Source organism: Psychrosphaera sp. 1_MG-2023, assembly GCF_030548245.1.
GTDB lineage: Bacteria > Pseudomonadota > Gammaproteobacteria > Enterobacterales > Alteromonadaceae > Psychrosphaera > Psychrosphaera algicola.
Window position 1 is genome coordinate 15,630 of sequence record NZ_JAUORW010000004.1, and the last position, 19,909, is coordinate 35,538.

Consider the following 19,909-nt stretch of genomic DNA (forward strand, 5'->3'; position numbering starts at 1 on the left):
CTTGTTGATTGTTTATAATTTAAACAATCAACAAGGTAGATGAGCGAGTTAACCGCGTATATGCTACTTTAGAGCTACTACCCTCTAACAACCGTTGACAATAAAAACCACCTAAAATACGACAAGTTTCGGGTTAATGTTGATTTAATACCAGCTTAATCGCGTCGAGTATGTCTATTCGATCAAACGGTTTAGCTACATGGGCATTAAACCCGATTTCATAGTATTGTTTCACTTCATGCGACAGCACATTTGCCGTTAGTGCGATGACCGGCAACCGTGCAAACTTTGGTTGTGTTCTTATTAACTTAATCGCCTCCATCCCATCCATGTTAGGCATTTGAATATCCATTAGGACAAGGTCAAACTCTTCATTTTCCAGAGAATCTAGACACTGAATTCCGTCTTCCACACACTTAACATTAACCCCTTCTGAGACTAATGTTTGCTCAGCAATAAGTTGGTTAATGGCATTGTCTTCCACCAGCAAAATATTTAGACCGAATAAATTTAATGGCAAACTTGCAACTTGTAACTTTTCTATTTTTTGTTCGGCGCGCTTTGACGAGATATATCCAAAAAAGCGACTACCTTTGCCAACTTCACTTTCTATCTCTACTTTACCATTCATTAAGAAACACAGGTTTTTAACAATGGACAGGCCTAATCCGGTGCCACCATAATTTCGTGTAATCGAACCGTCAGCTTGATTAAAACTGGTAAATAACTTTTGTTGATCCTCCACTGATATACCAATCCCCGAATCTTCAACGGAGAAGTGTAACCGTTCCTCTTGTTCTTGCCATTTTAGCTCAACCTCAACTAAACCAGAGGCGGTGAATTTAATCGCATTTGAACACAAGTTGATTAACACTTGTAAGATACGCGTTTGATCACCCTCTAAAAACACTTCTTCAGAAAAGTCACATTTGACAACAAAATCGATATTTTTATCAACGATGAGCGGTTCAATTAAATCCCGCAAAGTATTCACTAAACTCGCTGGAGAGAAAGGGATTGATTCAATAACAAGTTTATTGGCTTCAATTTTTGATATATCTAAAATGTCGTTAATGATCACAGACAAACTACTAACCGAACGCTTTGCTTTACTCAAATACTCTCTTTGTGTCTCAGTTAAATCCGATTTTAAAGTCAAACTTATCAAGCCATTAATGCCACTTAACGGGGTTCGAATTTCATGTGACATGTTGGCCAAAAATTGGCTTTTCGCAATGTTTGCCGCTTCGGCTTCCGCCTTGGCTTTGGTTAATTCCAAATCCAATAATTTTCGCTCGGTAATATCATCGTAAGTACCTAATACCCCGATAACGTCACCCTGTGCAGAAATTAACGGCACTTTATTGGTCATAACATAGATGTTTTCGCCGGAGGGCGTTGTTTGTTTTTCTTCAAAATTCAACTTAGCTGTTTTTGTATCCATGACTAACTGGTCATCTGCCCGATACGCTTCAGCGTTTGCTATCCATGGACAATCAAAATCTGTCTTACCGATCACTTTCGAAGCGTCTATTTCACCGGCATCAAGGGAAAAGAGCTTGTTGGCCCCTCGATACACCAAATTAGTGTCCTTCCAAAAAACACGATACGGCATAGCGTCCACTGCCGCTAACAACAAATCATTGGCTCGTTGTGCTTCTTTTTGGCTGTCCTCAGACATTGCACTTAATCGAATATTTGCTTCCATCAAAACAGTAAACATTTTTTTTATCGTAAACAGCAATAAGCTAACTAGAATAGTAAAAACCATTATTTGGTTAACCCAAGCTGAAACGCTTAGATTGAATGAATCAGCAGAATTGACAAACTCCAGCATTCCTAAATGAGCCGACAACGCAAAATAGCCAAGCGTACATAGGCTAACCGCTAAAAAAACAAGCGCCATGGCATGACTTAAAATTAATCCTGTGGTGAGGACGCCACTTAACAGTAATAACGTGCCAGCGGCGGTTAAGCCAAATACAAACAGGGAGGAAATTCCAATTATCAACGTTGAAAAGATCAAAACTGCGCTTTTTATAATATGCGGTATTCGATTTCTAAAAAGATAAGTCGCAATAAGCAAAACAAGAAGTGCAATTCGAATAAAGTGCACTGGGTCGTAAAATTCTGTGGCGCGCCACATTAATGCCGCAATTTGAAAAACAGAAAATAACGCGACGACGGCAAGAATAGTATCTACGATTTCGGTCCGAACATTTGCAACTGAAGTAGGTTCCAGCAATTTCATAAAACGAATTGTTATCCAAATATATTTGATAATAACAACTTAGCAACATTACTTTGGATTTACCAATCACAAAGACAAATTACAAACAACAACAGACACGTAGATTAGAATAATGAGGGATAAACCGTGGTGATAAGTCGTCGAGTAAGTACGTTAGGTTAAATTACTCGACGTTGTATACTATTGACCTACAGGCAAAAATTCGATTGGCTACACCTCTACCATTGCTTTGTTGCCTTTGCTTTCTAGCCAAATTTTACGATCACCTGAACGTTTTTTGGCCAACAACATATCAAGTAGTTCCATCGTTGGTGTAATTTCATCAATGGTTAATTGTACCAACCGACGCGTATTTGGATCCATCGTCGTTTCACGCAATTGCAGCGGGTTCATTTCACCAAGACCCTTGAAGCGTTGGACATTTATTTTGCCCTTTTTCTTTTCTGCAGCAATGCGGTCTAAAACCCCGTCTTTTTCACCTTCGTCTAATGCGTAATACACGTCTTTACCAACGTCAATACGATATAACGGAGGCATCGCAACATATACATGACCTTGTTCCACTAAGGGCCTGAAATGTTGGGTGAACAAAGCACACAATAATGTGGCTATATGCAAACCATCACTGTCGGCGTCCGCTAGGATACAAATTTTGCCATAACGCAATTGTGTCAGATCAGTTGAATCCGGATCCATTCCAATCGCCACCGATATATCGTGAACCTCTTGTGATGCCAAAACCTGACCGGCATCCACTTCCCAAGTATTTAAGATCTTACCTCGAAGCGGCATAATCGCTTGTATTTCTCGATCTCGAGCTTGTTTCGCCGAACCACCAGCTGAATCACCTTCGACGAGAAATAGTTCTGTGCGGCCAATTTCTTGGCTCGAACAATCTGTTAGCTTACCTGGTAATGCGGGCCCCTGAGTGACCTTTTTACGAACAACTTTTTTAGCGGCTTTTAGGCGTTTTTGTGCATTTGAAATACATAATTCAGCCAGTTGTTCCGCAATATCAGTATTGGTATTTAGCCATAAACTAAAGGAATCTTTTACTACGCCTGAGACAAATGTGGCACATTGGCGCGATGATAATCGCTCTTTTGTTTGCCCAGCAAATTGTGGGTCCTGCATTTTCACTGACAAGATGTAGCTGCATCGTTCCCAAATATCTTCTGGGGTGAGTTTAATACCACGTGGCAGCAAGTTTCGAAACTCGCAAAATTCACGCATCGCCTCTAACAATCCCTGCCGTAATCCATTTACGTGCGTTCCGCCCTGGGCCGTTGGAATTAAGTTTACGTAACTTTCGCCAACCGCTTCACCGCCTTCCGGCAACCAGGTAATAGCCCAATCAGCAGCTTCTAAATTACCAGAATAACTACCTGTAAATGGGTCTTCTGGCAAATTAATGTATTCTTTCACTGAGTCTATTAGATAATCTTTAAGACCATCTTCGTAATACCACTCATATGTTTCTTTTGTTTGTTTGTTATCAAACTTAATTCGCAATCCAGGACACAATACCGCTTTTGCGCGCATATTATGGACCAGTTTAGAAATGGAGAACTTAGCAGAGTCAAAATAAGTCGCGTCTGGCCAGAATCGAACATTGGTTCCGGTATTTCGACGACCAACAGTGCCTATTACGGAAAGATCTTCTACTTTATCGCCATTTTCAAACGCGATGCCATAATGCTGGCCGTCACGTTTAACTTTAACTTCCATTCGGGTTGTTAACGCATTAACTACCGAAACACCAACGCCGTGTAAACCACCAGAAAACTCATAGCTGGCATTACTAAACTTACCACCGGCATGTAATTTGGTTAAGATCAGCTCTACCCCTGGGATCCCTTCTTCTGGATGGATATCCACAGGCATTCCACGTCCATCATCTTGGACCTCTAATGAATTGTCTTCATGTAATATGACAAAAATTGACTGCGCATGGCCCGCTAACGCTTCATCGACACTATTGTCGATTACTTCCTGCGCTAGATGGTTTGGCCGAGTTGTATCGGTATACATTCCCGGTCTGCGACGTACGGGTTCGAGTCCATTTAGGACTTCAATAGCTTCTGCGTTATAGGATTGGTCTGTCATAGGGTGTCGGATTTAGCGTTTTTGTTTTTATTAATATAGAGACAAGATTAACGAGGAACGTAGCAAACATAAAGCACTATTTAGGAATAAATTTAGTGTGGGACCAAATCTATTTTTATTTTTACGGAATATAATTTGTAGCTCATGTTGGAAATCAAAGCGAGTTATTACTCATAAATAAAGTAACGCTTATTCGCGCCTGACGTCAGTGTTCAAAGGCTGTTCAGCTATTGAACAAATTACCAATAAGCCAAACGGTCACGCGACTTAATCCTATCTTTGATACTGAGCTAACGTGTCGGCTTGCTCTTTAGAAAAAATTCAACGATATCATTTGGATATCGTTCAAACCCCTCAAATGCGTGACTGCCGTTTTTTTCACAGGTGATAAGACAGTCTTGGTAGTGCTTGATTGCCTGGTCATAATCTAAAACTTCATCACCTTCTTGCTGCAACAACCAAACTAACTTTCCGTCGCGAACCGTTGGTTGATAAACATCACGTAAATGTGCCATATGCTCATCACCCAAAGTATAACGTTCATTTGTTAAAGGGTGGACTTGCGCCCCTTTATAACTTTCTAATAGTTCAAATGGCTTAACAGCTGGATTAATTACGACCGCAGGCAAATGAAACTCATTGTGTAAATAGGTGGCTAAATACCCGCCCATCGAACTCCCAACTACACCAATTAATTGATCGCTAAATTGCTGGGCAACTTCAGTTACCTGTCGAATAGCGTCTTGTGGCAAAGCCGCCAATTGCGGCGCGATAACAGAAATTTGAGGATGATTTAACTCAATTTGCTTTTTAAACTCCAGCGCTTTGGCAGAATATGGTGATGAATGAAAACCATGTAAATAGAGAATTGAATCCATGCTTATTAACCTAATTTACCTTTTAAAGACTTGGAAATTTATAATGAGACAGGCGCTTGAACTAAAGGGTCTACGCCACTCGCTTGATGATTGACAACTAAGTTTAACCAGTCTTTCAATAACAAATTAACTTGAACCTTTTCATCTTTATGATGCAACTTTGGGTTTGGATAAGGATTGTTTGCTTTTATCCAGTTTTGCTTTTGAAAACCGGTAACCTCAACCATTTGTGCGTCATGGTAAACACGAAAATCGATATTTGTTTTCATGTTTACAGGTAACTGACTATCCACTTGTAAAAGAGTAAAAGATTCAGTGTAACGGCTAATATCAGTGACCGTTAACTCAAAGGTCAAATTTTTTGATATGGATAACACCCAAGTTTGGTTCAAGTTATATTCCATAGGTAAAAGACGCAGCAATAAGCCATAGTTGCGGGTGCAAGTATGTTGCAGTTTTTTAAGGTTAGGGACATATTTTTGGCCAAACCCGCGGCGCACAGCTGTCATTTTTATATTATTTAAACCTTGTATCTATTTTACTTTTATTTAATGCCAACCATTGAACACAAATTACAGTCGATGCATTATCGATAACACCTTGATTAAACAAATCCAACGCATCATCAAAATCCATTACATGTACCTTGATGTCTTCTTGTTCTTCAGCAAGACCATAGATGCCACCCACTTCTGTCGTATCGACAATGCCTAAAAATAGGTGAATTCGTTCCGTTGTGCCACCTGGACTGGATAAGTAGTTTAACATTGGGATCAGCTCTTCGACAATCAACCCAGCCTCTTCTTCGGCCTCCCTAAGTGCAACTTGTTCTTTTGTTTCATCTTTATCTATCATGCCGGCAACGACTTCCAATAACCAAGGCGACTTATTGTCATTAATCGCGCCGATGCGGATCTGTTCGATAAAGACCAATTGATTGGTTTTTGGATCATAGGGTAAGACGGCAACTGCGTCACCACGTTCTAAAATTTCGCGATAAACAACTGCACTCTCACCACCGGCAAATAGGCTATGCTGGAAAGAATATTGTTCTAGCTTAAAAAAACCTTGATAGATGGTTTCTTTTTTAAGGTTTTTTACGTCAGAATGGTTGAATTGTGAAGTAAATGGCTTCATTGACATATAAATTGTCCGTTTTAGAGTAAAAATTATTTACTTATATTAGAGACTTCTAATACAACTTGATTATAATAAAGAGAGAAAAGCACATATTCTGTTACATTTAGCATTGTTTTATTACGACTAAAACGTTACTTATATCAATTAGAAACGTTACAATGCTGACAATTAACCCAATATATGTATTTGGAAATTCGCTTTCAACTAAGGAAACACGATGAGAAAATCATTTTTAACCGCATCTTTAGCGATATTGTTTACAGCTGCAAGTTTGCCAACATCTGCTACAAGTCTTTTAGACGCATACAAAGATGCAATGCGAAATGATCCTGCCACTTTAAAGGCAAAGGCACAATACGATATCGCAAGAGAATCTGAAAAAACCGCATTTTCTGGTTTACTACCAAGTGTCAGCCTGACGGGTTCTTATACATTGTCAAATTCTGAATCAATCGATTCAACTACGTTTGCTGTCAATGACAACGAATATACAGATTTACAATACGGTATTTCTTTGTCCCAAGCCATTTTCAGAATGGATACCTGGTATTCACTTGATGCTGCTGAAAAGCGTGCATTACAAGCGCAGGCGGGTTATGACTTGGCGAAACAAGCGCTAATTTCTCGCGTTACTAAAGCCTATTTCGATATATTAAAAGCCAAAGATAATTTGGAATTTGTACAGGCTGAAAAGAAAGCCATCGAACGTCAACTTGAACAAACCAAACAACGATTTAACGTTGGATTAACTGCAATTACTGATGTACATGAAGCGCAGGCCAAATATGATAACTCAGTCGCTTCTGAAATCCGCGCAAGCAACAGCGTTGAAATTGCAAAAGAAGCCATCCGAGAAATTACCGGTAAATATTATGCCAAATTTGACGGCTTAAATACTGAACGATTCTCTGCAACATTGCCAAAACCATTAAAAGTACAGCAGTGGGTCACTAAATCTGAAAATAATAATTTAGAACTTAAAGCAAAAGAATTAGTTTTAGAAGCGACAAAGTTTGATATTAAACGAGCTCGTGCTGGTCACTACCCAACCTTGACGTTAAATGCGTCAATAAGCTCACAAGATACTGACTTAAGTACATTTGATACTGAAGCGCTAAATAGCAACTCAATCGGATTAACGCTTAACGTGCCTTTATATTCTGGTGGCGCAACCTCCAGTGCAGTTCGTCAAGCTCAAGCAAATTATGTGTATGCCAGCGAAGACCGTGAAGAAACGCACCGTGCTGTGGTTCGCTTAGTTCGTACATCTTATGCAGACGTTACGGCACTAGTTTCAACGATCAAAGCATTAGAACAATCAGTCATATCGGCAGAGAGCGCATTAAAAGCGACTCAAGCAGGTTTTGAAGTGGGTACACGTACAATCGTTGATGTATTAGACAGCACACAAAATTTATACCGTGCAAAAAGCCAGCTATCTTCTACTCGTTATGACTATATTTTGGCCATGATGAACCTTAAACAAGCCTCAGGTTTGTTAACAGCAGAAGATGTTAACGCTGTTAATTCAGGGTTAAGCGCGAGCTAACCAAAAACTAATTTATTAAAAGGAGCGTATCGCTCCTTTTTTTATGTCAAATTAAAGGTTATCAATACCCCACGGTTGGGGTAAAATTCCCACAACGTTTTCAATTGGTAATTGTTTTGAGTACAACTTCTGTATCTAAAAAGTTTCAAGCGCCAAAGTTTTCTTTGTCATTGCTTGCGCCTAAATTTTGGCTCACGTGGATTGGCATTTCATTTCTCTACTTGTTGAGTTGGTTGCCTTTGACAATTCAATTTCGTTTAGGGAGTGGAATTGGTTCTTTACTTCATAAATTAATGAAACGTCGTCGCGACATAGCGCTAACAAATCTGCAACTTTGTTTTCCTAATATGCCTGAGGACGAGCGTAAGAAATTGGTATTAACTAATTTTAAAAATGCAGGTATCGCTTTATTTGAAAGCGGGATGTCCTGGTGGTGGCCAAAATGGCGAGTGCAATCGATTGTCCACGTCAAAGGGCAACAACATATTGATTCCGCGTTGGCTCAAGGAAAAGGCATTTTTTTATTGTTTTTCCATGTTTTACCCCTCGAAATGATGGCGCGCGTATTGGGCGAAAAAGGCTATCCATGTGTTGGTTTTTATCGACCACACAATAATAAAGTGCTCGAATGGGTTCAATATCGCGGACGCTGTGTTTCAAATAAGTATATGGTGGGTAAATGGGATGTTAAAGGATTGCTAAAAGCATTATCAAAAGGTGAAGTCACCGTGTATTTGCCCGATCACGATTATGGTAAAAAACGCAGTGTATTTGTACCGTTTTTTGATGTTGAACAAGCGGCGACAACGACGGGCACAGAGATATTTGCCTCACATAAAAATGCCACGACGATACCGACAAAATTGAAAAGATTACCCGGCACTCAAGGGTACGAAATCGAATTTTTACCGCCACTTGAAAATTATCCAGGTGACGATGCTGAAGCCAATGCGACATTAGTCAATCAGTGGGTTGAAGAAGCCGTTGCGGATAACATGGAACAGTATATGTGGGTTCACCGCCGATTTAAAACCAGACCTAACGAAGCAGATCCTTCGTTGTATAAATAAAAATAGAAAAACAATGACGAATAAACCAGTTAAAAAACACTCGGGATTGATGGGAAAAATATTGTTCCCAAGTATTTTATTGTTACTTATTGTTGGATTTATTTACTGGGGCACAGACGCCAGTAATCAAACAAGTGAAAACCCTGTGGCTAAAGGTGTCGCAAAGTTTTATGCCGAAGTCCGCAAAGCAATAAAACCCGGTGGCAGTCGATTAGACGACTTTACAATCGAATTACCTAAATCGCCACGAAACGCGACAGAATTGTTGGAACTGCGTCGTGACGAAGTATCCCCAGGCTCGCCAGTCTGGGAAGGCGAAAACAAAAAACGTAGTTTTAAAGAAAACGAAACGATAAAAACCGTCCTAGAGCGATTTGCTCAAGAAGAAGGCGTCGCGGTTATTTGGGATTTAAAATACGATTACATTATTAAGCAGCACTTTACTGAGTCAGGTAACCTGAAGTCATTGGTGGACAGCATAAGTAAAGTTGTTGCTGGTGACTACGGTGGTCATGTTGATTCAGTCTACTGTCCAAAAGAACGCACGATTGTTCTGACGACAAACAAAACCGAATACATGTCGAGTTCTTGTGTCTTAACCTTATCTTCTGCTCAGTTGCGCAGAGATCAGGAAATGGAAAAAAAGTATAGGCAAGAGCGCCGTGAATTAGGAAATTAAATTAAGGAATATCAATGTTTAAACGTGCAATTTTATTATCTTCTCTGGTATTAAACATGGCCTGCTCAGGCAGTGATGATAAAAATAGTGAACTTGCAGGGACAGTCTCTGTAGCAGGTGTCGTTGAAGGTTTAACGGGTGAGATCAGTATCTATGTCAATGGTAACTTAGAAACCATAACGAACAATGGTGCATTTACATCCCCAACTCGAATTGAAGAAAATGCGACTTATTCCGTCACCGTTAATACCAGCAGTGACAATTTAGACTGCCTAGTTACTAACGGAAGCGGCACAGCTATCGGCAATATCAATAATGTTACTATCGTGTGTAATGGCCTTGCAGAGAATTTTAAAGCCTACAACCTTAATGCCCTAGCCTTCCAAGAAGAAGCGCCTTCAGTGCTAACCTTTGCATTTCACCTAATCGACCGTTTTACTGGTACTGCAGTTGACTCAATAGACAAGTCAAATATTACCGATTACTTAAACGTCCTTGAGAATGGTTCAGTTATCTCTCCACGAGAATCATTTTTAGAAGTGGATAAACTCAGTAATTATAATGCCGAATACCAAACTGTATTTGTAATCGATGTCAGCTCTTCATTGTTTAACGATGAATTAACGTCGATAAAAAATGCCATTAAAAATGTCATTGCCGATCCGGTTACACAAGAATCAAAGTTATTGCCAAACCAGTCAATTACTATCTTGTCATTTGACAGTGAAGTTGACGTAGTTATAGAAAACAGTCAGGACCCAGAAGCGATTATCGAACAGCTCGATGCAGTGCAAATTGGTGGCAACTCAACCAATCTATACGGCGCAATTAAGCAAGGTGCAGAAGTATGGCAAAATGAGATATCCCTTGAATTACTGAGCTACGGGAGCTTAATTTTGTTTACCGATGGTGTCCATAACTCAGATAGTTCGTCAACCAGCGCTGCTTTAAATGCGGCAAAAGGTAAAGACTTATATTTTATTGCTATTGGTGACGAAGCAGATACAGCAACTCTTAGTGAATTTACTGCAACGGATAACATCTATCAATTAGAAAACTTTGACGAGCTCGATGGGTTATTACAATCAACCTTTGCCAAAATTAAAACATACGAAGATGGACTCTATGTTATGTCATATGCCACGCCTAAACGCAGTGGTTCACACACTCTAACCGTTGAGGCCATCGATGACTATCCATGTACTATGGCAGTTACGCCAAGTGAAGAAGCACAACTTGATAATAGTGGTTCTTTAGATAACTGTAACGATTCGTTTAGTGACGACTTTGATGCCACTGGGTTCACCGACATTGAAGCAGTATTAACATTGAACGGCGCACGCACAACATTAGTACCAGAAATGCTATGGCAAGCTAAATTACGTTGGTCGAGAGAAACGCCTATTTTCAATTGGCAAATAAAAGCGTGTAGAGGCGGACTTGAACATCAACTTTCTGACGATAACGCAGCCATTACATTCACTCGAACTGACCCTGACTTTGCAATTGGTTATGTGTCACTAACTGAGGAAATTACTGGTGCTACAACAGATAGTTATCTCATTATGGCCAGTAAACAATCGACCATAAATAATAAATTCTTATTTTCTAAAGATACCTTAGAAGAAATCTGCGGTAACTAGCGGCAACGACATTGTAATTGGGCGGTCAACCTGACAAGGTTGGCCGTCCCAATAAGAAAATTCAATACTGCTATTTTTTAATTCTATACATGACAAAGATTGAGTATTCGCCTCATCTCGATGCATACAAATCGAATACGTATTGCCCTCTCCCGCTTTTATCACATCACCATTAATCGCTTCACATTTATGTTTTTGACTATTCGGCAAATTCAGTTTCGCTACATCTGATAAATCAGGTTTATGCCCCTTAAATAGTTGCACTAACTCCTCAACACTGCTTGCTTTAGTACGTTGCAGTAGACTGTGGCGAAGTTTAACAATATTTTTAACATCAGGGTGAGCCGAGGAAAACAAAGCGCTTGGCAGTGTTGCAGGCGTGATTTGAGACACCAAGCCATTGTAGTGCCAAAACATTTGCTGCTGGGCTGCAATAACACCGAGTTGAAATGGTTGGCTTTGGGATAACGGCCAGCAAGCGACTTTTTGTTTTATCGTTTGCCAGTCTCGACAACTCGCTAATGAACGAATTAACTGGCCCCGTGATATTAAGGTTTGCGGTGGCTTTACTTGCCCTTGATAGTCATTCAGTAAGACAAAAACAAAACCAAATTCGTTTGCTGCAATCCAACTTCCATCACCATCGGGGTCTTTTGGCATTATAAATCGTACACCGTTTTCAGTGTAATATTTAGGGTGTTGTGCCTTGCTTCGTGTTGTTGATTCATCACGATTAAACACCACAGTTAATGTATCACCAAACTGTTGCCAGCTAAAACTGCACATTCTTTTCAAATTTTTGAGTGGAAGCCGCTTTACCAAAATAACAAGGTAAAACAATGTTGTTATGTATTGCGAGTAAACGAATTATTGCCATATGGTGAGTTGTATGCGAATGCAGAAAACATAATTCTCGATCATAGGCACTGTCAACGGTAGATGAGGGACCTTCGACATTTGTGCTAATCACAACTTTAACCGAGTCACTTTTTGATAAGTCAGATAACTCGGAACACAGTGCATTTAATATATCGCCCGCATAAGTTGCGTTAATTTCAATATTCGCGTCTCGTTCTCGTTGGTCATAATTGACAACACCACCGTCGACTAACACACTTAAATAATGATCGATAATGTGCCTAACGTGGGCACCAATACTGCCACTTTGCAGCTGCTCGTTAGGTAAACTATATATTGGACTGGCCTGTTCTTGAACGAACTGGGCCAATTGGTTTAGTAATAAAATATTATCGTCGACAAGTTTTTTTGTCTGATTTTCCTGCTCAGGCATAAAATACAACTTCCATAAGTTTCCCGTCACTACTGACATCACTTTAAAAATAGAACGGGAAATCGATAAATTAATTTCAAACTTTTAAAAGCATAGTACGACTGAGCAAAGTATGACAGTAAATCGGGTCGGAAAGCCAAATCTCGGCAACGTCTTATTTAGTACTGTGTCATCGATAAGCGCAACAAGATCAATTGACAGAGTGTTTCATCATACGTTCTTTTTGACGATTCCAGTCGCGATCTTTAATGTCAGTCCGTTTATCATGGCTTAATTTACCTTTAGCCAAATGAAATTCAATTTTGACCCAATTCAATTTCCAATACATTGCGGTGGCAACCAAAGTGTAACCTGAGCGTTCTACAGCACCGACAAGTTCGTTAATCTCTCTGCGTTTCAATAACAACTTACGAGAACGATTCGGTTCGCAAACAACATGTGAGGAGGCCTGATTCAACGGTTGAATTTGTGAATTTAATAAAAACACTTCGCCATTTTTTAAAAATACGTAGGAGTCAGAAATATTCACTTTTCCGTCACGAATACTTTTCACTTCCCAACCATGAAGTTCAACACCTGCTTCAAACTTTTTGTCGAGGTGATATTCATGACGTGCCTTTTTATTCAAGGCAATCGTATTTGAAGAAGATTTTGATTTTTTGTTGGACATATTCTTATCTTAGTATTAATGAACCTCGGATTATAACCATTTATCCGCCATTTTCTATCCAAGTTTGTTAGAATACCGAAATTCTCTTAATTATCATCTCAACCAGTTGTTATGGCTCAAATTTCACGCAGTGCGCTCGTTATGTTTAACGGCCAACAAATGTTCGACTTAGTGAACGACATTAATGCATACCCGCAATTTATTCCAAATTGTGCAAAGGCATCGAGTAAATACATTAATGATAACGAAATTGAAGGTTCTTTGTTGATTAAAAAAGCCGGGATCGAAAAGTGGTTTACCACGCACAATAAACTACACCCTGGTAAATCCATCGAACTTTCTTTAGTTAATGGTCCATTTAAGTTCCTAACGGGGCAATGGGTGTTTACAGAACTCGATAGCAATGCGTGTAAAGTCGAATTACAATTAGAGTTTGAATTTTCTTCTAAAATGATTGAATTGGCATTTGGCAAAATATTTAACCAAGTTGCGGTTAATATGGTCAATGCTTTTTCGCAACGGGCTAAAGTTGTTTATGGATAACAAAATTACTATCGAAATTGCGTACGCAACACCGGAACAGCAAACCTTATTGGAGCTTGACGTCCCTGCTAATTTTGACGTCGAACACGCGATTAAATTCAGCGGTATCCTTGCCAAACATTCAGAAATTGATTTGGCTAATAACAAGGTCGGGATCTGGTCGCGAACTTGTAAGTTAAGCCAAGGATTAGTGGCTGGCGATAGAATTGAAATTTATCGCCCTCTAATTGCCGATCCAAAAGAAGTTAGGAAGCGCCGTGCGGAAAAGGCAATTGAAGAAGGCCGAGCTGACAAAGTTACCGGCGGCAGAGTCAATCCAAGGAAAAAACAAGCCGAATAAAAAAGGTGGCTAAGGCCACCTTTTTTGTGTGTATTTTTTACCATTTTTGGTCATTGATAGCCAATAGAATTAAGACTCTAGCGGGGTTTCAAATTGTTCTGGTCTTTTGTAATCACCTTCAATTTCAAACAACTTACCGTCTTTGAAGATAATAATAAGCTCACGACGTATCGTTATATCTGTTTTACCCGACTTATTGGTGTGGATATAGTGCCACTTGTCTGACGAAAAAGGGTTTTCCAGAACCGGAGTTCCAAGTACATACTTAACTTGCTCTTGCGTCATTTCTACTCGTAATTTATTAACATCATCTTGGTTAAGAAAGTTACCTTGTGTAATGTCATATTTGTAGACCCACGTACTGCAGGCTGAAAGAGCTAGTGATATAAAGATTGCGAGAAAAATTTTCATGAAAATACTGCTGTATGAGTTGTAAACAATTGTCTAGTTTGACATCGTTAATGGAAAAAGTTCCGTAATATTAGCAGAATCAAAATTTAATCTGTACCACAATATTCATAAATCGCACGATTGTACTTGGCCAAGTTATAATTAGGTTACATTAAACAACTTTGCCATCGGGCTAGCGTACTTCTCATGCAAACTTTCCAGGTTTTGAAACTCAAAATTAATACCAATTTGTTGATTATAATTTAAGATTTGTTGCGCGGTTAATACTTGGCTTTCAACCATCAAATTTTTAATTGCCTGAGTTCGTCCTGCGAGAAAAATTTTAGTTTTTAAATCCGGACATTCTTTTCCATTAATCAAGTTGCTTTGAATAGGAGCTGGAACGTTAATACAGTCAAAAACATGTGGCTTTACAAATTCATCGAACTTTAAAAAACTCAACAAAATATCACCGTTTATTTGATACGCGTCGACTTGTTTTCGCTCGGCAAAATTTTCGATTGGAATTAAATTAAGGCGCTCCTGTTTTAAACTTTGCACGGTGCGATCAAATAATCGCAACATAACATAAGTAGGAAACCCATTAAAAAAGGCTAAGTTATAAAAATCATCCGCACTGACTGAATGACCTTCTTCTTCACAGATAAGCTGTGAGTAATGTACAAACGAACGAGACAAATTGACTAACTGTATTAACAATTGGCGGCACGGTTCACTTAATTGTAAATAATAATAACGCCAACAAATAGAGTTAATCACCTCACTCAAAGGATCGCCTTTTTTATGATCTAAAACATAAAATTCGACATCTGTCGGCAAATTCAACTTAATTTTTACGTCTTTAAATGCCTGAGCTAACCAATAATTATCGGTTAAAATAGCGGTGAGTTTAGCTTGCGTTAGCTGCCCCATGTGAAGCATTTCAATAAAATGGCTAAACTTATGATTTACGGTATCTAAACTTGTTAAAGACGCGGCCCAATTTAGCTGCCTTGCGAGCTTGATCTCTAACTTAGCGTCGAGTTCAGCTTCCATTTTGTTCTTTGGGTCGGCGTCACATCTAGAAAAATGGGAGTATACTAAACTACGGTAAAATACATCCGTTACGTCATCGAGAACGATGGCGTCTGCTAGTTCAGTAATGTTAACGTTTGTTATTGGCACGGCTCGTCCTCCCATTTCCAATTTATAATATGGAATTAAGAGTACATGGAATATAGGGGGAACCCTTAATTCGCTCCCCCAGAGTATTTAAATGGTTAAGTCTATTTAGCCGCTTTTTCTACAGCACGCCAAACACGAAGCAAGTTACCCGCTAAAACTTTCTTAATTTCTGATTCGCTGTAACCTCTATTCATTAAGCCCTGTACTAAATGTGGAAAATAAGACACATCTTTTAAGTCACGAGGTAATGAATCGCCAACACCGTCAAAATCGGAGCCAATACCAACATAATCAATACCAACCAAGTTTTTAACATGGTCAATATGATCTAACACCGTTTCTAAATTTGCATACGGATATGGCGATGCAGCACGATACGACGCTTCAATTTCTTTTGCTTTCGGCTCTCCGTACGACGTGCCTGCGGCTTTATATTTAGCGCTTAACGTATCTCCCCACATGCGGGTTTTAGCAGAGACAAAACTTGAACCGAAGTTAATTTGAATAACGCCGCCATTTTTGGCCAATGCCTTGATCATATTATCATCCATATTACGTTCAAATCCTGGGGTGAATTTACGTAAAGAAGAGTGTGAGGCAATTACCGGTGTCCGTGTGATTTCTAATGTTTGATAAAATGCGTCATCACTGACATGAGAAATATCAATCATCATACCGATGTCGTTCATCTCTTTAACAAGTATTTTGCCAAAGTCACTTAGCCCTTTCCATTTACGACGAAGGTCATAACTTGAATCTGCAATGTGATTCGCAAGTGAATGAGAAAGCGTGATATAGCGAATTCCGCGATCATAAAACAGCTTTAAGTTGTCGATATCACCTGCCATCGGCGAGCCATTTTCCATTCCCATCGGCAATGAAATCAAGCCTTGTTTGAAGTGTTTTTCAATGTCGCTTGTTGAATACGCAATGGCAAATTTATCCGGCGCTCTAGCGGCGATTGCTTCGACGGAGTCAATTAACTTATGGGCTAATTGTACGCCAAAATCTTTACCATCAGCTTCAAGCGTTGCAGGAATATATATCGACATAAACGGTGCATTTAAGCCGCCAGACTTAGCTCTAGGGTAATCAAAATCTCCCCCTTTGGTCGCAACAGTGACATCTTCCCACTTTTTATTAATTCGATATGGCACATCAATATGGCTGTCGGCAATAATGGAATTTTTGGCAATATTTTTCGCCTTTTCCGATACTTCAATTGCCTGCAACGAAAATGAAGACAAACTGGATACTATTATCATGGTCAGCACTGGACCAATGGACTGAAAACCTTTATTCATGACGATTCCCTTGTAGGTTGCTATGGCCTATATATTGCTTACAACATTATGGTTGTTGTTTTTTTCGAGTATGGATCAAACTATTGGTCAATCACCAATGACGAAATAAGAAATATAACAAGCCCGACAAACGCAATTCTAGCTTAGTGTTTATTGATTTTTTACATCAACTAGTACGCTATATTGTCAAATGAGTCATCGATGATGACTTAATAACGATTTACGAAGCGAGTTTGAAATTTTGCAACGTTATCGACGTAAACTAGCCATATAATTGGCCTTAAGTTCATAGTTATTAAAGCACTTCCGGATAGGTTATGAAACTACGTTTATTATTAATAAGTTCAATTTTAGGTCTCGCGGGTTGCGCTGCGCCAAATTACCATGCGGAACATTATGCCAATCGATTTAAGCAATACGGTTATGGTTTCACACCAGACGTATCGATGGAAATGGGTACCGATAACAAAAACTTGAACGCTAAAATTCTTAAAAAATACGCTGACCGAATTGCATTTGAACTTTCTCAACAAGTTGATATCAATAAGCTTTCGTCCGTGTCTGTCGCATCATTTGTCGACTTAGATGACAACTTAACAAACACCCATCCGCTAGGAAATAAAATAGCAGAGGACTTACTTGTTTCACTGCAAGAAACCGGGTATCGGGTTGTTGACTTTAACGTTTCCGAACAACTTGCCTTATCACCTCAAGGCAGTTTTATATTTAATAGAAACAACAATCTCATTACGACTCAATATGTCATTAGCGGCATTATTAATTACTCACCAAATGGCGCGAACATAAACGCCCGACTTGTTTCGACAAAAAGTGGGGCAATACTTGCCGCCTATACGTTATCTATGCCCGCATTTGTCCTTGAAAATGCGTTCCCTACCGTTGAAGGGCAGGACATCGTAATCCGCGGTCGCTAATTGCTAAAAAAAATTACTAAAGATGTTGTTCAATCGTCCGATAAGTAAATATTAAAGTACGTAAACCGTATGTTCTCGCGAGCAACAACCGTATATAGATCTGACTTAGATCCAAAAGGTAACTGATTATGAAAAAGAATTTGTTAAATAAAGTATTTTTAGGTGCAGCGCTTGTTATCGCCCCTTTATCTTCAACGGCGGTTACAACGTCATTTACGCTAGCGTTCACAACGGTGCAGGATCTTCAAATTGTAGAAAACAATCCGTTAACCTTTGGTGTTGCCAACGTATTTGGTAAAGCCGCAACCTCTTGTACAGTAACAACGGCGGTTGCAGCAGCGTCGTCAGCGAGTGTCGGCGTTATTGCTAATTCTGACATTCAAGATTCTTTAAGTAGTGGTGATGGCGGTTGTATTGCAATAACTTCTGGTACTGCAAACAATTTATCAGGTGTCTATGAAATCACTGGCGTGGCCGGACAAACGGCAAACGTAACGGTGTCTTCAATTAGTGGCGGCACTGATTTTAATTTCTCACCAAGCGGCTTTGTCGTGCAAAACGACTCAACCGTCGATTTTTCTTCACCGGTTGCGATTATCGCAGATAACCCAGTGAGCATAACTGTCGGTGACAATGGTTCAATTGTTGTTGTTGTTGGTGGTGTGGTAAACGTATTGCAGGACCTTACCGCCAATACGCCATATTCAGGTAGCTTCGACATTACTGCCACATACTAGTCAGCATATAAAAGAGTGGAACATCGTGTTTCACTCTTTTGTTTTCCCTCATTTTAATTACCTTCATCTAGCCTATTACGAGTTTTCATTGTCTGTTCGGTAATGCCATCACTGCAAAACTCAATGTCAATTGAGGCCCAGTTTTACACTTTCCCAGCGCGCTGCTCATGGTCTTATGTTTTTATTGCCATTATCTTTAAAAACCCTTTGATTTTACCGCTACTGGCACTATTCCTGCTTTATAGTTTATGAGCAAAAATGAAAGAAAAATGTGTCAAAACTACCATGCTGTTAAGCTTATTTTTTGTGAGTTTCCTGCTGTTTTACACTTTAGTTTCTTTTTAAATTTACCACGGGCCTATCACCCAAATTAACTAGAGCTTCAAGTAGGTATCAACATGACTGTATCGCCACGTTTTTTTCTTAATATTGCCATCGTCATGCTTGGCGTTTTTGTCAACTCGGCCAGCGCAGGTCCAAACATTCATTTCACGGATTATCGTGTACTGTTAACTGAAAAACAAAGTACCAAAAATTACCAGATATTTAATCAGGGCGATACCGATGCCTATTGTTACACCAATTTAGTCGACCATAACGTATCTCCAGAAGGTCAACTGACGGTCGCGACAAAAGACAATTTGCCAGCGACCAGCGCTCAGTCTTTACTTCGAATTTCACCTAAACGCGTTTTAATTCCAGCTAAGTCTAATCAAAAAGTACGGGTTTTAGCTCGAAGATTAGTCCAACAAAAAAGTGGGGAATGGGTCAGTTATTTAAACCTAAGATGTCGTGAACAAACTGATAACGCAACAGCGGGAATTAAAATTCAGCCAAACTTTGTCTTTAATATTCCGGTAGTGGTTCGCAAGGGGGAGCTTAAAGTCGAAGCAGCCATTCAACAAGCCCATATCGGCAACACTAACGAGCGTTATTTTGCCGAGGCAATACTAAGTCGTCGTGGAAAAAGATCACTATTTGGCGACATCTCCGTATCTGACGACACTGGCGTTTTAGCGGTTCGCAAAGGATTTTCACACTATTTGCAATCAGCAGATGTACCGCTGTTGCTGCCGTTAAAAGCAAAGCCAAAAGGCAAAGTGATCATCGAATTTAAAGAAACGCCACAATTTGGTGGCGATATTTCGCTAACCACTGTGATTAACTAACGCATCCATTACACGATGAAGATAAGTCA

Annotated in this window: 20 protein-coding genes; 9 read left to right on the forward strand and 11 right to left on the reverse strand. The window is 39.5% G+C overall.

What is annotated here, in order from left to right:
* Positions 1–133 precede the first annotated feature (133 nt).
* The 5 genes from Q4575_RS04330 to nudF form a co-directional block, all read right to left on the reverse strand.
* Positions 134–2,251: an ATP-binding protein gene (locus Q4575_RS04330; RefSeq protein WP_303521424.1), complete on the reverse strand. Its 2,118-nt coding sequence runs from the start codon at positions 2,249–2,251 to the stop codon at positions 134–136.
* Positions 2,252–2,461: 210 nt separating this feature from the next.
* The gene (gene parE, locus Q4575_RS04335) at positions 2,462–4,357 is read right to left on the reverse strand and encodes a DNA topoisomerase IV subunit B (RefSeq protein ID WP_215964365.1); all 1,896 of its coding nucleotides are present in this window, start codon (positions 4,355–4,357) and stop codon (positions 2,462–2,464) included.
* 290 nt (positions 4,358–4,647) lie between these two features.
* A complete protein-coding gene (locus Q4575_RS04340; protein WP_215964364.1) occupies positions 4,648–5,235 on the reverse strand; it encodes a YqiA/YcfP family alpha/beta fold hydrolase in 588 nt (195 codons plus the stop codon).
* 38 nt (positions 5,236–5,273) lie between these two features.
* A complete protein-coding gene (locus Q4575_RS04345; RefSeq protein WP_215964363.1) occupies positions 5,274–5,744 on the reverse strand; it encodes a DUF1249 domain-containing protein in 471 nt (156 codons plus the stop codon).
* 7 nt (positions 5,745–5,751) lie between these two features.
* Entirely contained in the window at positions 5,752–6,378 is a 627-nt protein-coding gene (nudF, locus tag Q4575_RS04350; protein ID WP_303521427.1) for an ADP-ribose diphosphatase, read from the reverse strand.
* Between the two features lie 214 nt (positions 6,379–6,592).
* Between nudF and tolC the strand changes: the two genes are divergently transcribed.
* From tolC to Q4575_RS04370, 4 genes are all read left to right on the forward strand, one after another.
* The gene (gene tolC, locus Q4575_RS04355) at positions 6,593–7,924 is read left to right on the forward strand and encodes an outer membrane channel protein TolC (RefSeq protein ID WP_215964362.1); all 1,332 of its coding nucleotides are present in this window, start codon (positions 6,593–6,595) and stop codon (positions 7,922–7,924) included.
* Positions 7,925–8,040: 116 nt separating this feature from the next.
* Positions 8,041–8,994 (forward strand): LpxL/LpxP family Kdo(2)-lipid IV(A) lauroyl/palmitoleoyl acyltransferase, encoded by a 954-nt coding sequence (gene lpxL, locus Q4575_RS04360; RefSeq protein ID WP_303521428.1) that lies wholly within the window; start codon positions 8,041–8,043, stop codon positions 8,992–8,994.
* 13 nt (positions 8,995–9,007) lie between these two features.
* Positions 9,008–9,673, forward strand: coding sequence for a TcpQ domain-containing protein (locus Q4575_RS04365; protein ID WP_303521430.1), 666 nt, complete (start codon positions 9,008–9,010; stop codon positions 9,671–9,673).
* Positions 9,674–9,687: 14 nt separating this feature from the next.
* The gene (locus Q4575_RS04370; RefSeq protein WP_215964359.1) at positions 9,688–11,316 is read left to right on the forward strand and encodes a VWA domain-containing protein; all 1,629 of its coding nucleotides are present in this window, start codon (positions 9,688–9,690) and stop codon (positions 11,314–11,316) included.
* Here the strand turns inward: Q4575_RS04370 and Q4575_RS04375 are convergent.
* From Q4575_RS04375 to smpB, 3 genes are all read right to left on the reverse strand, one after another.
* Entirely contained in the window at positions 11,293–12,102 is an 810-nt protein-coding gene (locus tag Q4575_RS04375; RefSeq protein WP_303521433.1) for an NRDE family protein, read from the reverse strand. The genes Q4575_RS04370 and Q4575_RS04375 overlap by 24 nt on opposite strands.
* Complete coding sequence (locus Q4575_RS04380; RefSeq protein ID WP_303521435.1) at positions 12,089–12,637, reverse strand: hypothetical protein; 549 nt, start codon at positions 12,635–12,637, stop codon at positions 12,089–12,091. The genes Q4575_RS04375 and Q4575_RS04380 overlap by 14 nt, the downstream gene beginning before the upstream one ends.
* 160 nt (positions 12,638–12,797) lie before the next feature.
* The gene (smpB, locus tag Q4575_RS04385) at positions 12,798–13,277 is read right to left on the reverse strand and encodes an SsrA-binding protein SmpB (RefSeq protein WP_215964356.1); all 480 of its coding nucleotides are present in this window, start codon (positions 13,275–13,277) and stop codon (positions 12,798–12,800) included.
* Positions 13,278–13,388: 111 nt separating this feature from the next.
* On the opposite strand from smpB, the gene Q4575_RS04390 reads away from it, so the two are divergent.
* Both Q4575_RS04390 and Q4575_RS04395 read left to right on the forward strand, forming a co-directional pair.
* A complete protein-coding gene (locus Q4575_RS04390) occupies positions 13,389–13,820 on the forward strand; it encodes a type II toxin-antitoxin system RatA family toxin (RefSeq protein WP_215964355.1) in 432 nt (143 codons plus the stop codon).
* Positions 13,813–14,160 carry an RnfH family protein gene (locus tag Q4575_RS04395; RefSeq protein WP_215964354.1) on the forward strand — a complete coding sequence of 116 codons (348 nt, stop codon included), beginning with the start codon at positions 13,813–13,815 and terminating at the stop codon, positions 14,158–14,160. Before Q4575_RS04390 ends, Q4575_RS04395 begins: the two co-directional genes overlap by 8 nt.
* Positions 14,161–14,229: 69 nt before the next feature.
* On the opposite strand, the gene Q4575_RS04400 is transcribed toward Q4575_RS04395, so the two are convergent.
* The 3 genes from Q4575_RS04400 to Q4575_RS04410 form a co-directional block, all read right to left on the reverse strand.
* A complete protein-coding gene (locus Q4575_RS04400; RefSeq protein WP_215964353.1) occupies positions 14,230–14,571 on the reverse strand; it encodes an outer membrane protein assembly factor BamE in 342 nt (113 codons plus the stop codon).
* A gap of 141 nt (positions 14,572–14,712) precedes the next feature.
* A complete protein-coding gene (locus tag Q4575_RS04405) occupies positions 14,713–15,735 on the reverse strand; it encodes a hypothetical protein (RefSeq protein WP_303521436.1) in 1,023 nt (340 codons plus the stop codon).
* Between the two features lie 101 nt (positions 15,736–15,836).
* A complete protein-coding gene (locus Q4575_RS04410) occupies positions 15,837–17,000 on the reverse strand; it encodes a dipeptidase (protein WP_303521645.1) in 1,164 nt (387 codons plus the stop codon).
* Between the two features lie 356 nt (positions 17,001–17,356).
* Here Q4575_RS04410 and Q4575_RS04415 point away from each other — a divergent pair, with 356 nt between their 5' ends.
* From Q4575_RS04415 to Q4575_RS04425, 3 genes are all read left to right on the forward strand, one after another.
* Positions 17,357–17,974, forward strand: a complete 618-nt coding sequence (locus tag Q4575_RS04415) for a FlgO family outer membrane protein (RefSeq protein ID WP_272182185.1) — start codon at positions 17,357–17,359, stop codon at positions 17,972–17,974.
* A gap of 128 nt (positions 17,975–18,102) precedes the next feature.
* Positions 18,103–18,711, forward strand: a complete 609-nt coding sequence (locus Q4575_RS04420; protein ID WP_303521437.1) for a hypothetical protein — start codon at positions 18,103–18,105, stop codon at positions 18,709–18,711.
* Between the two features lie 398 nt (positions 18,712–19,109).
* Positions 19,110–19,880: a hypothetical protein gene (locus tag Q4575_RS04425; protein ID WP_215964348.1), complete on the forward strand. Its 771-nt coding sequence runs from the start codon at positions 19,110–19,112 to the stop codon at positions 19,878–19,880.
* The last annotated feature ends 29 nt before the right edge of the window (positions 19,881–19,909 follow it).

Excerpts from the sequence above, each read along its gene's own strand:
- smpB (WP_215964356.1), bottom strand. The coding sequence starts at position 13,277 with ATGTCCAACAAAAAATCAAAATCTTCTTCAAATACGATTGCCTTGAAT.
- parE (WP_215964365.1), bottom strand. The coding sequence starts at position 4,357 with ATGACAGACCAATCCTATAACGCAGAAGCTATTGAAGTCCTAAATGGA.
- Q4575_RS04420 (WP_303521437.1), top strand. The coding sequence starts at position 18,103 with ATGAAAAAGAATTTGTTAAATAAAGTATTTTTAGGTGCAGCGCTTGTT.
- Q4575_RS04370 (WP_215964359.1), top strand. The coding sequence starts at position 9,688 with ATGTTTAAACGTGCAATTTTATTATCTTCTCTGGTATTAAACATGGCC.
- Q4575_RS04395 (WP_215964354.1), top strand. The coding sequence starts at position 13,813 with ATGGATAACAAAATTACTATCGAAATTGCGTACGCAACACCGGAACAG.
- tolC (WP_215964362.1), top strand. The coding sequence starts at position 6,593 with ATGAGAAAATCATTTTTAACCGCATCTTTAGCGATATTGTTTACAGCT.
- Q4575_RS04390 (WP_215964355.1), top strand. The coding sequence starts at position 13,389 with ATGGCTCAAATTTCACGCAGTGCGCTCGTTATGTTTAACGGCCAACAA.
- Q4575_RS04410 (WP_303521645.1), bottom strand. The coding sequence starts at position 17,000 with ATGATAATAGTATCCAGTTTGTCTTCATTTTCGTTGCAGGCAATTGAA.
- Q4575_RS04330 (WP_303521424.1), bottom strand. The coding sequence starts at position 2,251 with ATGAAATTGCTGGAACCTACTTCAGTTGCAAATGTTCGGACCGAAATC.
- Q4575_RS04365 (WP_303521430.1), top strand. The coding sequence starts at position 9,008 with ATGACGAATAAACCAGTTAAAAAACACTCGGGATTGATGGGAAAAATA.
- Q4575_RS04340 (WP_215964364.1), bottom strand. The coding sequence starts at position 5,235 with ATGGATTCAATTCTCTATTTACATGGTTTTCATTCATCACCATATTCT.
- Q4575_RS04375 (WP_303521433.1), bottom strand. The coding sequence starts at position 12,102 with ATGTGCAGTTTTAGCTGGCAACAGTTTGGTGATACATTAACTGTGGTG.
- Q4575_RS04345 (WP_215964363.1), bottom strand. The coding sequence starts at position 5,744 with ATGACAGCTGTGCGCCGCGGGTTTGGCCAAAAATATGTCCCTAACCTT.
- Q4575_RS04425 (WP_215964348.1), top strand. The coding sequence starts at position 19,110 with ATGACTGTATCGCCACGTTTTTTTCTTAATATTGCCATCGTCATGCTT.
- Q4575_RS04415 (WP_272182185.1), top strand. The coding sequence starts at position 17,357 with ATGAAACTACGTTTATTATTAATAAGTTCAATTTTAGGTCTCGCGGGT.
- Q4575_RS04400 (WP_215964353.1), bottom strand. The coding sequence starts at position 14,571 with ATGAAAATTTTTCTCGCAATCTTTATATCACTAGCTCTTTCAGCCTGC.
- nudF (WP_303521427.1), bottom strand. The coding sequence starts at position 6,378 with ATGTCAATGAAGCCATTTACTTCACAATTCAACCATTCTGACGTAAAA.